Below are 13,939 nucleotides of genomic sequence, written 5' to 3'. Positions count from 1 at the left end.
TTACAGAATCTGGCTGAGGTGCAGCTGGCCCATCAACAGCGGGTTGTCGCTGTAGTCGACCGGAATGGCGACCACCGCCGGGCCTTGTGTGTCCATCGCTGCGCGCAGCGTCGGCTCCAGTGCGGCGGTGCTTTCAACGGCAAACCCTTTCGCGCCGAAAGATTCGGCATAGGCTTTAAAGTCGACGGGGCCGAAGTTGACCCCGGAGAGGCGCTGATATTTTTTCTCTTCCTGAATCGCCACCATGTTGTAGGCGTTATCCACCCAGATGATGTGCAGGATATTGGCGCCGAGACGCACAGCGGTTTCCAGCTCCATGCTGGATTGTAAAAACCCGCCGTCGCCGGAGACAGAGACCACTTTGCGCCCCGGGTTCACCAGCCATGCACCAATCGCCCACGGCAGGGCAACGCCCATCGTCTGCTGGCCGTTGGAGATCATCACCTGGCGCGCGCGGAAGCTATAGAGGTAGCGGGCAATCCAGATATGGAAGCTGCCCATATCCACCGTCAGGGTGACGTCGTTATTCACGATATCCTGCATCGCGCGAACAATGCGCAGCGGGTGAATAGCGAACTGATTGAGCTGCGCGCCTTTACGGCTGAGCAGTTCACGCTGGTTGCGACGGTCAATCAGGATTTCCGAGGCGCGCGGCGAGAGCACCAGCGGTTCGGCAATCTTATGTGCCAGCTTATCGAGCGTGCTGGCGATATCACCAATCAGCTCAACGCTCGGCGAGTAGTTGCGCTCTTCATACGCAGGCAGCACGTCAATATGCACCAGCTTCGCATCGCCGGTGTTCCACATCGCTGGCTCATACTCCACCGGGCTGTAGCCGATACAGATGACCAGGTCCGCCAGGTGCAGCAACCGGTCGCCCGCCTGGTTATTGAAGAGGCCCACGCGCCCGGCAAAGCGGGTAAAGTGCTCCTGATTAACCGCGCCCGCCGCCTGGTAGGTGCTGGTCACCGGAATATGGGTTTTCTCCAGCAGGTGATGCAGCGCGGCAATATTCTCTTCCCGGCTGGCCATCAGGCCGAGCAGGAAGACAGGATTTTTCGCTCCGGCAATCAGCTTCGCCACTTCATCAATCATCTTATCGGGCGCGGAGCCCAACTGCGGCACGGCGTTAGAGGGCAGAATATTACCGCTGGCCGGTTGGTCGGAGATATCCTGCGGAATGCTGACAAACGCACTGCCCGGGCGGCCCTGTTCGGCGGCGCGGAAGGCGTTCGAGACCACTTCGGAGATGGCATCCGGGGAGGAGATCTCAACGGAATATTTGGTCACCGGCTGGAACATCGCGACCGTGTCCATGCTCTGGTGCACCAGCTTGGCTTTGTCGGCGCGTTTCACCGCCCCGCCCAGCGCAACCACCGGGTCGCCTTCGCTGTTGGCGGTCGCCATGCCGGTAATCAGGTTGGAGCAACCGGGACCAGAGGTCACCAGCGCCACGCCCGCTTTGCCGGTGATACGCCCGACCGCTGCCGCCATAAATGCGGCGTTCGCTTCGTGGCGTACCGGAATAAGTTCAATGGAGGAATCGAGAAGAGAATCAAACACTTTATCGATTTTCGCGCCGGGGATGCCGAAGACATGTTTGACACCCTGCGCTTCCAGTTGCCCCACCACCATGTCGGCACCGTGGGCCCACATCTGGGTATGGCGTTCGTTGCTCATACACTACTCCTTTACATCACTTAGTTCTCAACCGAACGGATGGCGGCGTCCAGGTTATCCGGGTGCAGATCCGCTTTCAGGAAGGCTTCATCGGCAGGGAGATCGATCATCAGTTGATGGATTTCACCAAACGTCAGCGTGCCGTGATCCAGCTGGTAGTCGAGGAGATGACCGCCACCATGGCGATCGTCGGTAATAAAGTGTTCGTGGTAACCCGCCACATTGATCCCCTGCATATGTTGCGGGGTGCGGAAGCCGACCAGCACACCGTCGCGGCCGTTAAAACGGAAGACCGGCTGATCGTCGAGCACATCGGTCATCGCGCGGTAGGGCGGCGTCTGGCGCGGCACGGTGCGGGTATGCGCATGGCGGAAGTGACCGTCGATACGCAGGGCGCAAAAGAGGTTGTCGGACGGAATCTGCCGATCAATCACCTCATGCAGCGCCTGGCGGCTAATGGGTTCCTCAAACACGTGGCGGTATTGCGGTTTGAACCAGGTCATTACCGCAAAAGGGGTTTTCTGCTCCGGCTTCGCGGCGCGGGCGCTGCCATCGGAACGTAATTGGTACACTTCGCTGTTAAAGGCAATTAATTCACCATCAAGCTCATTAAATGTACCCAGACCAAAATCACCATGACTAAGTAGATCCTTAATCGTGGTATTCCCTTCATAAACGCCGCTAAGTAGCGCACTCATTAGCGATGTTTGATATATCACGCCGTTTGGCTTGCTTTCAGAAAAAGCACGAATTGTGTTTCGTAGATTTCCCTCGCAAGAACAATCAGTTGCGTCACTCATCATCTTTTCCCCCACTGTAGAGACGATTAGAAAAGCTGATTAAATATTGACTCGTTTCAGCGGGGGATTCCAATATAGAAAACATGAGGGTTTAAGATGTTTTAGATATGGAACTTCGTTATTTACGTTATTTTGTCGCCGTTGCCCAGACGCAACACTTCACGCGCGCAGCGGAAATGCTCGGTATGTCGCAGCCGCCATTAAGCCAACAGATTCGTCGTCTTGAACAAGAGGTGGGCACCCCGTTGTTCCATCGCCAGACGCGCGGCGTCACGCTCACCGAGGCTGGCGAGGCCTTTTATGATGATGCCTGCCATATCCTTGCGATGAGCGATGCAGCGCTGGAAAAAGCGAAGGGCATCGCCCGGGGGATTAACGGCAAGCTCAACCTTGGCGTGACCAGCTCCAACGCTTTCCATACCCACTTTTTCTCGGTGCTGCGCCAGTTTCAGCGCGACTACCCAAAGGTGGCGCTCTATCAGAAAGAGGACAATATGGCGACGCTGATCCACGGCCTGGATGAGGGGTTAATTGACGTTGCATTCGTGCGCCTGCCGTGCGAAAGCAGCAAAACCTTTAGCCTGAAGCTGGTGGATGAGGAGCCGATGCTGATTGCCCTGCACCGCACTCATCCGCTGGCGGCGAAGGCGGATATTGCACTCAGCGAGTTGCAGAACACGCCGCTGATTCTCTTTCCGCAGGCGGTATCGCCGGGGCTGTATGAGCTGATCTACAACGCCTGCCTGCGTGCCGGTGTGGAGATGGAGAATGCCCATCAGGCCTCGCAGTTCTCCTCATCCCTGAGCATGGTGGCCGCCGGTTTCGGCTTTGCCATCATTCCGCAGTCGATGGCCTGCTTTGGTCATCCGATGGTGACATTTCATTCGATGGCGGGAAATACGCTGAAAACCGATGTGGCGCTGGCGTGGCGCAAGTTCGAACGCTCGCCTGCGGTCAGGCGGTTTATCGATCACTTTTAAGCGCCCGAGGACTCGGGCGCAGAGCCCTTAACGGCGGTGGGTATTGACGACCTGATTGATGCCTTTGCCATCAAGCGCGGCACCAGGATCGGCGAAAAAATCGAGATTGAAGTAAGTGTCATCGGTCAACAGTTCAACCCGGTGCCAGTACTCCGGCGGGCTGATGCCAAACTGCCCCGCTTCGATCACCACCTCGCTCTCCGGGGTGGCCTCATGTTCACTGGCAAAACCGATATATTTCACCGCGCCCTGCATCACCGACAGACGGCCATAGACCCCTTTCTTAGTGTTATGGTGCGTCAGAAGCACCTGCGGCACCGTCTCTTTCGTCCAGAAGGGCGTTGTGCGGGTGTGGCGAAAATGGAGTGGAATAAACTGCGTCATTGTTAGCCTCCGGTTACCAGCCGCATACGTTGGTCTCTTCATCCGATTCATAGCCGCGGACGATATTAATCAGATCTTTTACCGCATCCGCCGTAATAAGGGGATCGGTCAGTTCACTGAGGTCGCTGAAATCTTTATCGACCGAGACACCATTATTATTATTGGTGACGGTAAGCGTATATTCACCGCTATGGTCGGAAGAGAGATTTAATTTTGCAACCAGTTCAGTAACGGCCTGATTCGCAATATCAGGAACGTAGAGTGACATCGGCTTTAAATAAACTTTCTGCTCTGTTTTACCGCTTTCCTGATGGCAAACCGAGAGTGAATAACCTCTATTTTCTCTATCCATAATTGCTACCTCAACCTTCAATCAGAATTTTGGGATCAACATAGAAATCGACGCTGAACACGGTGTCATCACTGAGCGCCTCGATATTGTGCCATTTTTCAGGCGGGAAGACGCCGAACTCCCCGGCGTGGATGGTCAGGGTTTCCACCGGTTGCGGGCTGGTCTCATCGGCATAGCCGTAGTAGCGGATCGCGCCGCGCTGCACGCTTAAACGGGGGTAGACACCAGGCCGGGTACCGGCATCAAGATGGCGTTTCCAGATGGAGGCCGGCGCCGTCTCTTTTGTCCAGAAAGGGGTGGTGCGAGTGTGGACATAATTCACGGGTATGGCAATGCGTTGCATATTTCATCCTCTTTTTATCTCAGCCGCTGTCGTTGCCGGGAGGGGAAAAATAATATGCTGGATAGCATATACCTGTTTAAAAAAATATCGACTGTTTTTTATGAATGTTATTTCAAGTTGATAAGATAAATCTTCTTTAAACCTATTTCGTGCTACTTTTTATACTCCATAAGGAGTGTATTTATAAAAAATAAAAACGCGATAAAAATGAAACCAGCATAGCCAGTAAATGTAATTATTTATTCGGCAACGCTAAACGATGCCCCCAAAATGGGGGCAACGTCGCTTATTGCAGAAGAGCGCGCTCCCAGCCGTCAAAGATCGCCGCCACGTTATACTGCGCGGCGTCCGCCTCGCTTAGTTGATAGCGCTCACCCCCCTGCCCGGCACCTGGCCCGCGGTTACTGGCCTCATAAAAGCGGCTGTCCTGCGGGTAAAACCATATTTTGTCGCCGTTTTTATCTTTGCCGGACATCTTGTCCCAGCCGTAGATATGGTCATCAATCTCGCTATTGATAATCGCCGCCAGGCCAATGGCGTTAGGGTCGGCATAACGCCCGTCACTAAACTGGGTGGTCGGGTGCCAGGGACGGCCCAGCGCAAAGCTTTTCGCCGGCACGCCCGGCTCTTTGCTCAACTTACTGTTGATAATAAACAGACCAAACCGCTCGTCGGCCTGGGTGGCAGGCGCGGTGAGGTAACCATACGGCGGTGCGGTGTCATGACGGTTACGGGCGATGATTTCGCAGCGATCGAACACCGCGATACCGGGGCCAAAGATAAAATCGACATGGCCGCTGATGGCACAGTCGGTGAAGTAGCTGCGGCTACCCTGCTTGCTGTAGAAGGTGTCCTGGTAACCCTCAAGGCGAACGTGGCGAAAGCGCGCTCTGTCTGCCCCTTCTGCCACCATCAGCGCCACCGCCTGGGTATCTTTTAACTTCTTCGCATCGCCTTCCGGCAGCGCGGCGTTGGCGGGAAAATCGAAAGTATTGCGAATAGTGAGGTGCTCCAGCGTCACGCCGCTGGCTCGGATCTCTACGGTGCTGGTGCGCCCGGTGCCGAGCTTCTGCCCCTGCTCATCCAGCGCACCCGCGGGCGTATTGGCCTCAATCACTGTGCCCGCCGTCGATTGCCCGACCAGCGTGACGGGCTTTTCAATCACCAGCCGCTCATGCCAGCGCCCCTCTTTAATCAGAATGCGCCACGGTGTGCCGTTCTGCGGGGCGGCGTCGAGCGCCTGGCCGATAGTGGAAAACTCACCGGCCTTCGGCGTGGGCGATACCACGGCGTTCCACTCGGCCGCTTGCGCGCTGGCGCTCAGGCAGGCCAGCAGCAGTGCGGAGCAGTGCAGGGTTTTCATTATTCTCTCCTTGGTAGGTTTTTGGACATGGGCAGTTGATGCAGCCAGGGCGCAGATCTGCCAGATATGACGCTATGCCAGCGCGGCGCGCCGGTTGAATCAGGATCTGTTTCTGGCAAATAGCGGCCTCTGTCCAAATCAGAAAGGAGAGTCGGCTTAACGGGCTGTAATGCTTTTAATTTTTTACACCAGCATAGGTGAGTAAAAAGCGTTTGCGAATTTTAAAACGCTGTTTTGAGATCAAACTCAAACTTATCAGGCAGATTACTTAAACGAGAATCAAAACTATTATCACGATAGAGGAGAGAATTTATTCCTGCCCGACCAGGTTGTTTCTGAATGCAGCTATATATGCAAGCAGGTTGATTAATTGGCTAAAAAGACCTTAAATCATAAGAAGATATTTTAACTGGCCTCAGGTGTGCTTTTCTGGCAACCTTTGCTTTCTTTTGAGTCGGTAAAAAATTAACATTGCCCGACGTGGTTTCAATATTTGAACGCGGACTCAACCTGCAACGGTAAGTAAAATAATCATGAAAAATAAAAAGATAGACACGATGGCCCGCGTCGCTATGCGCATCAGGGGCTTATCAGTAAAGGAAAAACGCCTTCGCTACCAGGATAAGATGTTCACCTTTAAATATGTTTCCGGACATTACGAAGTCTTTTTGGACGGAGAAAAAGTTGACACCTTTGCCACGGAAAACATCAATCAGGCGATTGCAGATTTTAAAGAAAAAAATAACAAAAACAGGCGCTGATAAACCTGCAAATACGCTTTTCTGCTCCGCTTCGACCGCTGTAATTAAATCTTAGAGCACACATAATACCGGGCGACATTACCGTTCGCGCCGGTCTTTTCGTGCACGCCATTAAACTCCCCAGGAAACAACCTCTTAAAATTAGTAGCCAAATCACCAGGTTAGGCATAATTTTTTTACATAAACTGTTTACTTGGTAACGATAATTCATATCATCTTGATAATTACTCTCAACATGAGAGCGGTGCTTACCTGACCGGTTCCGGTCATCCTCACCTGCATTATCAGGAACGTTATAAGAATGAAAAATCGTTACCTTTGGGCTATTAACCCCTGTTTGTTGATGATGTTATCCGCGCAGGCTGCGGCGCAAGACGCTAAAGAGGAGACGCTGGTAGTGGCTGCAAGCCGCGCCAATCATAGCGTCGCCGATATGGCGCAAACCACCTGGGTCATTGAGCAGGCTGAAATTGAGCAGCAAGTTCAGGGCGGCAAGGAGTTAAAAGAGGTGCTGGCGCAGCTTATTCCGGGAATGGATGTCAGCAGCCAGGGGCGCACCAACTACGGCATGAATATGCGCGGGCGCTCAATGATGGTGATGGTTGACGGTGTACGCCTCAACTCATCGCGCACCGACAGCCGCCAGCTTGATTCAATCGATCCCTTCAATATCTCGCGTATTGAGATTATCTCCGGCGCCACTTCGCTCTATGGCGGCGGCAGCACCGGTGGCCTGATCAATATCGTCACCAAAAAGGGGCAGCCGGAGACGGAAGTGGAGTTCCAGACCGGGACCAAAAGCGGCTTTAATAGCCATAACGATCATGACGATAACGTCGCGGCCTCGGTGAGTGGCGGTAATGATAAGGCCTCCGGGCGGTTGTCGGTTGCGTATCAGCGCTACGGCGGCTGGTATGACGGCAAAGGTGATGAGGTGATCATCGATAACACCCAGACCGGCCTGCAATACTCTGACCGTCTTGATGTGATGGGCACCGGTACGCTCAATATCGATGAGCACCAGCAATTACAACTCACCACGCAGTACTTTAAGAGTGAGTCGGACGGGAAACATGGCCTCTTCTTAGGCGAGAACTTCTCGGCGGTGACCGGCTCCGGCTCCGCCTACAACAAAGGCAACCTTGATGCCGACCGGATTCCGGGCACCGAGCGCCACCTGATTAATCTGCAATACTCGAACACCGATTTCTGGGGCCAGGATGTGGTAGCGCAGATCTACTATCGCGACGAGAGCCTGGCGTTTTACCCCTTCCCGACGCTCTCCAGTGGCCGGGTTTCCAGCATTGGCGCGTCGCAGCAGAAGACCGACTTTTATGGCGGCAAGCTCACCATCAACAGCAAACCGGTTGATGACCTGACGCTGACCTGGGGGATCGATGCCGAACATGAAAACTTCGACGCCAACCAGCAGTTCTTTAATCTCAACAGCGCCGCCGCCAGCGGTGGAATGCAGCTGGATAAAACCTTTAAGGTCGAGCGCTACCCGGGCTACAGCATCACTAACATCGCGCCATTCCTGCAAAGCAGTTACGACATTGACGCCATCACTCTGAGCGGCGGCGTGCGTTACCAGTACACCGAAAACCGCGTCGACGATTTTGTCGGTTACACGCAGCAGCAGGCGATTGCCAGCGGTAAAGCCACCTCGGCGGACGCCGTACCGGGCGGCAAAACGGATTACAACAACCTGCTGTTTAACGCTGGCATCCTCGGCCATCTGACCGACCGCCAGCAGTTGTGGTTCAACTTCTCGCAGGGCTTTGAGATCCCGGACCTGGCGAAATATTACGGTGCCGGTACCTATCAACTGGTCGATGGTCACTACCGCCTGCTGAACAGCGTCAATGTCAACGATTCGAAGCTGGACGGCGTAAAAGTGAATGCCTACGAACTGGGCTGGCGCTATACCGGTGATAACCTGCGCACGCAGATTGCGGGCTACTACTCCCTCTCCGATAAAACCATCAACATCAATAAAAATGATATGACTATCAATATTGATGATGATAAGCGCCGTATTTATGGCGTTGAGGGTCAGGTGGATTACTTCTTTACCGACAGCGAGTGGAGCACCGGGGCCAACTTTAACGCCATCAAATCCGAGACGCGAGTCAACGGTAAGTGGGAAAAACTGAGCGTCGACAGCGCCAGCCCGTCGAAAGTGAGCGCCTGGATCAACTGGGCGCCGGGCGACTGGACGCTGCGTCTGCAAAGCACCCAGACCTTCGATCTCTCCGACGCCGATGGCAAACGCATCGATGGCTATAACACAGTCGATATGCTCGGCAGTTACGCCCTGCCGGTAGGCAAAGTGAGCTTTAGCGTGGAAAACCTGCTGGATGAGGAGTACACCACCGCATGGGGTCAGCGTGCGCCGGGATTATATAGCCCAACCTATGGCGCACCAGGGTTATATACCTATAAAGGTCGTGGCCGGACATTCGGTGTAAATTATTCGGTTCTTTTCTGATATTTACTGCCGCCTGTTAACCAGGCGGCAGTAATTCTCAGCCGAATGCCTGCTTATAATCAATCCTGCTTGCCTTACCTTAAGCTAAATATAATTATTATTTTTGAGTTATTTCTGAATTAACTGACTGAGAATATAAAATATATTAACTAAAATGGCGAAGTGTTATTGCATATCCGTCGGGGTAGACTCGCCGGGTGCAATCTGCTGCGCCTGTTTTATTTTGCTCTGTTGAGCAGTTTGGTTAAGCGCCTCAATTTCCTGAGCGCGTGCCAGCTGCTCCTGCGTCACCTTTCTTCCGGTAAAGGCATCAATCATTTCGGTTCGCCCATCGGGATATTTCACTACTGTCACCAGTCGCCCGCCGAACTGTGGAATGCCTGACATCTCTAGCGCATAATCAATCTCTTGATTTTGCTCTCTTTTCTTTTGACGCACCGGCTCTTCGGCTTTGACCTCTTTGCTCTCCTTATGGCTCTCCGCTTTGCTGGAAAGGGTCACTTTTATGCTCTCATCCTGGTAGGTGTGAGCCTCTTTGACGTTCTCTGTAGAGGTGGTCATCGCCGCTTTATGGGTGGCGTGCTCGTGTGTGTTGGCAAGCGGAGGGCTTGCCTGAATAGCCTGAATCTCCTGCATAATTCTCTCCGCGCGTAGTTAACAGATAATTAGCTGATGACTCCTCCGGGATGAGTCGAAAAAAATATCCCTATAACGTTTATCGTCAGCCAGAGAAAACAAATTAATAAGAAATAATGGTAACAGTAGCTTAATTACAGACATTTTAAAAATAAGAAAAGGCTTATTTAATAGAATATTAATTTAACTTAAAGCGGCGAGATAATAATAAATCCTTTTTAAGTCAGCGCATTTAAATAAAACTTTTGCAGATAACCAGTGAAAGATAGCGCGGTCGATAACCACAATAATGGCCACTCTTTTCCGCCCGGTTTGTGGTGTATCCTCGCCAGAGGCGACTGCTACACTGCAAGGCATGTAGCCCGACAACTTCAAACATCACAGAGAGGGAAACGCTATGTCAGACAACTATCAACCCCCGAAGGTGTGGACATGGGATCAATCCGGCGGCGGCGCGTTTGCCAATATCAACCGTCCGGTTTCCGGTGCCACTCATGAAAAAGCGCTGCCGACGGGCAAACATCCGTTGCAGCTCTACTCGCTCGGTACGCCGAACGGCCAGAAAGTAACCATTATGCTTGAAGAACTGCTGGCGAAAGGCGTCTCTGAAGCGGAGTACGATGCGTGGCTGATCCGTATCGGTGAAGGGGATCAATTCTCCAGCGGTTTTGTCGAGGTGAACCCCAACTCGAAAATCCCGGCGCTGCGCGACCACAGCACCACGCCGCCGACCCGCGTGTTTGAATCGGGCAATATCCTGCTCTATCTGGCAGAGAAGTTTGGTCATTTTCTGCCGCGCGATCTCGCCGCTCGCACCGAAACGCTGAACTGGCTCTTCTGGCTGCAGGGCTCCGCGCCGTTCCTTGGCGGTGGCTTTGGTCACTTCTACAGCTATGCGCCAGTAAAGATCGAATACGCCATCAACCGCTTCACCATGGAGGCCAAGCGCCAGCTCGATGTGCTGGATAAGCAACTGGCGGAACATCAATTTGTCGCGGGCGATGAGTACACCATTGCCGATATGGCGATCTGGCCATGGTACGGCAACGTGGTACTGGGCAACGTCTATGATGCGGCAGAGTTCCTCGATGCGGGCAGCTACAAAAACGTCCAGCGCTGGGCGAAGGCGATCGCTGAACGCCCGGCCGTGAAGCGCGGCCGCATGGTGAACCGCACCTTCGGCCCGGCGAATGAGCAGCTGCATGAGCGCCACGACGCCAGCGACTTCGATACGCAAACCGAAGATAAACGCGGCGCGTAAGGGAATGATAAAGGCGGCGCGCCAGCAGGCGATTGTGCAGCTTCTGAAGAGCCAGCAGTCGATGACCACTGCCGCGCTCGCCGCTGAGCTTGCCGTCAGCGTGGAGACCATTCGCCGCGATCTCAATGCCCTGCAGATGCAGGGCAAAATTGTGCGTCGACATGGTCGCGCACGCACCCTGGCTGACGGCAGCGAGCCGTTTCGCGCTCGCTTAAAAAGCCACTATGCGGATAAGGCCGATATCGCCCGCCATGCGCTGAACTGGGTGGAAGCCGGGATGACGCTGGCGCTGGATGCCAGCTCAACCTGCTTTCACCTGGCGCGGCAGCTGCCCGATATCCCGCTGACGGTGTTTACCAATAGTTTGCCGGTGTGCGAGGTGATGGCCCGGCGGCAGCACAGTGAGCTTATCTGCTCCGGCGGCCGGCTGGCGCGCGGTGAGCGCTGTTACGTCAATCCGGCGCTCGCCAGCCTGCTTAAATCGCTGGAGATCGATCTCTTTATCTTTTCCTGCGAGGGGATTGATGGCAACGGCGAGATGTGGGATTCCACACGGCATAACGCGGCGTTTAAATCGGCACTGCTGCGCCGGGCGCAGCAGTCGCTGTTACTGATTGATAAGAGTAAGTTTTATCGCGCCAGCGAAGCCAGCATCGGTCACCTTTCCCTGGTGACACAAATGATCACCGACGCGCCCCATCCCTGAGGCGCGCTATTACAGGATTAGAACGCGACCCACTCATCGGACGATGCGCCAGGTTTGCGTGCTGCGCCACGGCCCATGTCAGGTTTAACCAGGTTAGGCGCGGCGGGTTTGTGCTCCTCTTCGCGGGTCAAACGGAACTGCTGCACGGAACGCTGCAACTCTTCGGTCTGACGCTCCAGCGCAGCGGCAGCAGCCGAGACCTGCTCAACCAACGAGGCGTTCTGCTGCGTGACGTTATCCATCTGCGTGATGGCAACGCCCACCTGCGAGATCCCTTTGCTCTGCTCGGCAGAGGCGGCGGCAATCTCTTTCATAATGGTGGTCACTTCACGCACGGCGCGCAGAATGCCCTCCATCGTGGTGCCGGTGTCATTGACCAGCTGCGCCCCTTTCTCAACGCGTGAGACGGAGTCGGCGATCAGCGTTTCGATCTCTTTTGCCGCGCCCGCACTGCGGCTGGCGAGGTTACGCACTTCGCCAGCCACCACCGCAAAACCACGCCCCTGTTCACCGGCACGCGCCGCTTCTACCGCCGCGTTAAGAGCAAGAATATTGGTCTGGAAAGCGATGCTGTTAATCACCGTAGTGATTTCAGCAATCTTCTTCGAACTGCCGGAGATACCGTCCATCGTGCTGATCACCTCTTTCACCAGCGCGCCACCTTTGCTGGCGGTGACCGAGGCGACTTCTGCCAGCTCGCTCGCCTGGCTGGCGTTATCGGCGTTCAGTTTCACCGTGGCGGTCAGCTCTTCCATGCTGGCGGCAGTCTCCTCCAGCGCGGCGGCCTGCTCTTCGGTACGTGATGAGAGGTCGTTATTACCGGTGGAGATCTCAGACGCGCCGCGCCAGATGTTTTCACTGCCGTGGCGGATGCTGCTTACCGCTTCGCGCAGGCTGTCCTGCATTGCTAACAGCAGCGGGATCACCTGGCCGACGCAGTTACGCCCCATATCTTCCAGCGGCTGACTGAGATCGCCCTGTGCTATCAGATTGAAGTGCGCACGAATACGGGCCAGCGGTTTGACCAGCATGCTCACAAGATAGCGATCCGTAAACAGCAAAATCAGCAAGCCCAGCACCATCGCGACAATGATCGCGGTGCGGGTGGTACTGGTCTGGTGGTCGACCATCATGCGGGTTTCATCCAGCATGACGCCAGCGGCTTTGTTGAAGTTCTCGTTCGCGAGGCCAAAGTTGCGGCTCAGTCCAGGCGTAACGTTATTCGCCTGCGCGCGGTAGGCTTCCGGCGAGCCCTGCTGCGCCAGCTGCATCTGCGGCGTAACGCCCTGCTCCAGCAGCGCCTGCCAGCCAGCGATCACCTGTTCGGAGACGTTGGGATCCATCGGCCCTGGCGAAACGGCTTTGAAGTCGGCAAGGCGTTTTGCCATGTTATCCAGTGCCTGCTGCACGGGTGCCATGTCCGGTGTTGCCCCCGCCGCTTTGGCTTCCATCACGCGGTTCAGACGCGTCACAAAGCGAAAGTATTGGTCATTGCCCTGGCTCAGAAGCGTCATTTGTGTCACCAGTTGGCGGTCAACTTCATTACCGTCGGCAACTTTTGACAAAGAAGAAACGCTATACAGCCCGACGCCAGACCACAGCACGCCGAAGACCCCGAGGATCACCAGCAATACGGCGCGTATAGTGAAGTTACGAAGCATATTCATAATATTATTCCTTGCGGTGAAGGTAGCCCCTCGCCTGCGGGCGAGAGTTATCATTTTTATCGGCACGCGGCAGAGAAGTTGTATAGTCGCTTTAAAATATTTATGTAAAAAAATGAGCTCTTTTTTGTTATGCCTTTTACAAAGGTGATGCCCCGAGGAATAGTTATTCTGCTAACTTTTTGTTGCGCAACCGCAATGACATATAAAACATAAGAAATTGATTTTAAAGGGATAAAACCAGGAAATCGGGAGTGGAACAATAAGCCAAGCGAGTTTTAATGCATCAGCAAGAAAATAGATAACCCGCTTTTAAATTATTAATTTTGATCCTATTAAAAACTCTCAAACAAATAAAAGTCGGCTAACGAAATCTCCTTTTTATATATTTAACGAACGCAAAAAAAGGATAAAAACAGGCGAAAAATGAGTTTTTACACGCTTATTTAATAATTCGGCCCGCAAGGCTTCGCGAGCCGCTCTAAACGCGCAAGCCTAATAACCATGCGCCCTGCCGA

The 13,939-nt window shown here is 54.0% G+C and carries 13 protein-coding genes; 5 read left to right on the top strand and 8 right to left on the bottom strand.

All coding sequences use genetic code 11. The features are described from left to right. Nucleotides 1-1,680 (bottom strand): acetolactate synthase AlsS, encoded by a 1,680-nt coding sequence (gene alsS, locus PU683_RS07030; RefSeq protein ID WP_200134782.1) that lies wholly within the window; start codon nt 1,678-1,680, stop codon nt 1-3. 20 nt (nt 1,681-1,700) lie between these two features. Next, nucleotides 1,701-2,480: an acetolactate decarboxylase gene (budA, locus tag PU683_RS07025; RefSeq protein ID WP_277174227.1), complete on the bottom strand. Its 780-nt coding sequence runs from the start codon at nt 2,478-2,480 to the stop codon at nt 1,701-1,703. A gap of 107 nt (nt 2,481-2,587) precedes the next feature. Here budA and PU683_RS07020 point away from each other — a divergent pair, with 107 nt between their 5' ends. Beyond that, nucleotides 2,588-3,460, top strand: coding sequence for a LysR family transcriptional regulator (locus PU683_RS07020; RefSeq protein WP_277170809.1), 873 nt, complete (start codon nt 2,588-2,590; stop codon nt 3,458-3,460). A gap of 27 nt (nt 3,461-3,487) precedes the next feature. Here the strand turns inward: PU683_RS07020 and PU683_RS07015 are convergent, their stop codons facing one another. The 4 genes from PU683_RS07015 to PU683_RS07000 form a co-directional block, all read right to left on the bottom strand. After that, a complete protein-coding gene (locus PU683_RS07015; RefSeq protein ID WP_277170808.1) occupies nt 3,488-3,844 on the bottom strand; it encodes a TehB family protein in 357 nt (118 codons plus the stop codon). 13 nt (nt 3,845-3,857) lie between these two features. Then, a complete protein-coding gene (locus PU683_RS07010) occupies nt 3,858-4,196 on the bottom strand; it encodes a DUF1869 domain-containing protein (RefSeq protein ID WP_277170807.1) in 339 nt (112 codons plus the stop codon). Between the two features lie 10 nt (nt 4,197-4,206). Beyond that, the gene (locus PU683_RS07005; RefSeq protein WP_277170806.1) at nt 4,207-4,539 is read right to left on the bottom strand and encodes a TehB family protein; all 333 of its coding nucleotides are present in this window, start codon (nt 4,537-4,539) and stop codon (nt 4,207-4,209) included. 286 nt (nt 4,540-4,825) lie between these two features. Next, nucleotides 4,826-5,902, bottom strand: coding sequence for a pectinesterase family protein (locus PU683_RS07000; protein ID WP_277170805.1), 1,077 nt, complete (start codon nt 5,900-5,902; stop codon nt 4,826-4,828). A gap of 533 nt (nt 5,903-6,435) precedes the next feature. Between PU683_RS07000 and PU683_RS06995 the strand changes: the two genes are divergently transcribed. Together PU683_RS06995 and PU683_RS06990 are read left to right on the top strand one after the other, a co-directional pair. Next, on the top strand, nt 6,436-6,663 hold the full coding sequence (locus PU683_RS06995; protein ID WP_042718032.1) for a hypothetical protein: 228 nt from the start codon (nt 6,436-6,438) through the stop codon (nt 6,661-6,663). Between the two features lie 301 nt (nt 6,664-6,964). Next, nucleotides 6,965-9,154, top strand: coding sequence for a TonB-dependent siderophore receptor (locus PU683_RS06990; protein WP_277170804.1), 2,190 nt, complete (start codon nt 6,965-6,967; stop codon nt 9,152-9,154). 165 nt (nt 9,155-9,319) lie between these two features. Here the strand turns inward: PU683_RS06990 and PU683_RS06985 are convergent, their stop codons facing one another. Next, nucleotides 9,320-9,790, bottom strand: a complete 471-nt coding sequence (locus PU683_RS06985; protein ID WP_277170803.1) for a hypothetical protein — start codon at nt 9,788-9,790, stop codon at nt 9,320-9,322. A 397-nt stretch (nt 9,791-10,187) separates the two neighbouring features. Here PU683_RS06985 and yghU point away from each other — a divergent pair, with 397 nt between their 5' ends. Both yghU and fucR read left to right on the top strand, forming a co-directional pair. Next, nucleotides 10,188-11,051 carry a glutathione-dependent disulfide-bond oxidoreductase gene (yghU, locus tag PU683_RS06980; RefSeq protein WP_054803388.1) on the top strand — a complete coding sequence of 288 codons (864 nt, stop codon included), beginning with the start codon at nt 10,188-10,190 and terminating at the stop codon, nt 11,049-11,051. A gap of 7 nt (nt 11,052-11,058) precedes the next feature. Next, nucleotides 11,059-11,757: an L-fucose operon activator gene (fucR, locus tag PU683_RS06975; protein ID WP_277174226.1), complete on the top strand. Its 699-nt coding sequence runs from the start codon at nt 11,059-11,061 to the stop codon at nt 11,755-11,757. A gap of 17 nt (nt 11,758-11,774) precedes the next feature. Here fucR and PU683_RS06970 read toward each other — a convergent pair whose 3' ends face one another. Then, nucleotides 11,775-13,424 (bottom strand): methyl-accepting chemotaxis protein, encoded by a 1,650-nt coding sequence (locus PU683_RS06970; RefSeq protein ID WP_277170802.1) that lies wholly within the window; start codon nt 13,422-13,424, stop codon nt 11,775-11,777. Nucleotides 13,425-13,939: the final 515 nt, after the last annotated feature.

Source organism: Candidatus Kosakonia sp. 282A-S69, assembly GCF_029433855.1.
In the GTDB taxonomy this organism is placed as follows: domain Bacteria; phylum Pseudomonadota; class Gammaproteobacteria; order Enterobacterales; family Enterobacteriaceae; genus Kosakonia; species Kosakonia cowanii_A.
Note: the sequence above shows the minus strand (reverse complement) of the source record. Positions and strands in the feature narration are given on the sequence as shown.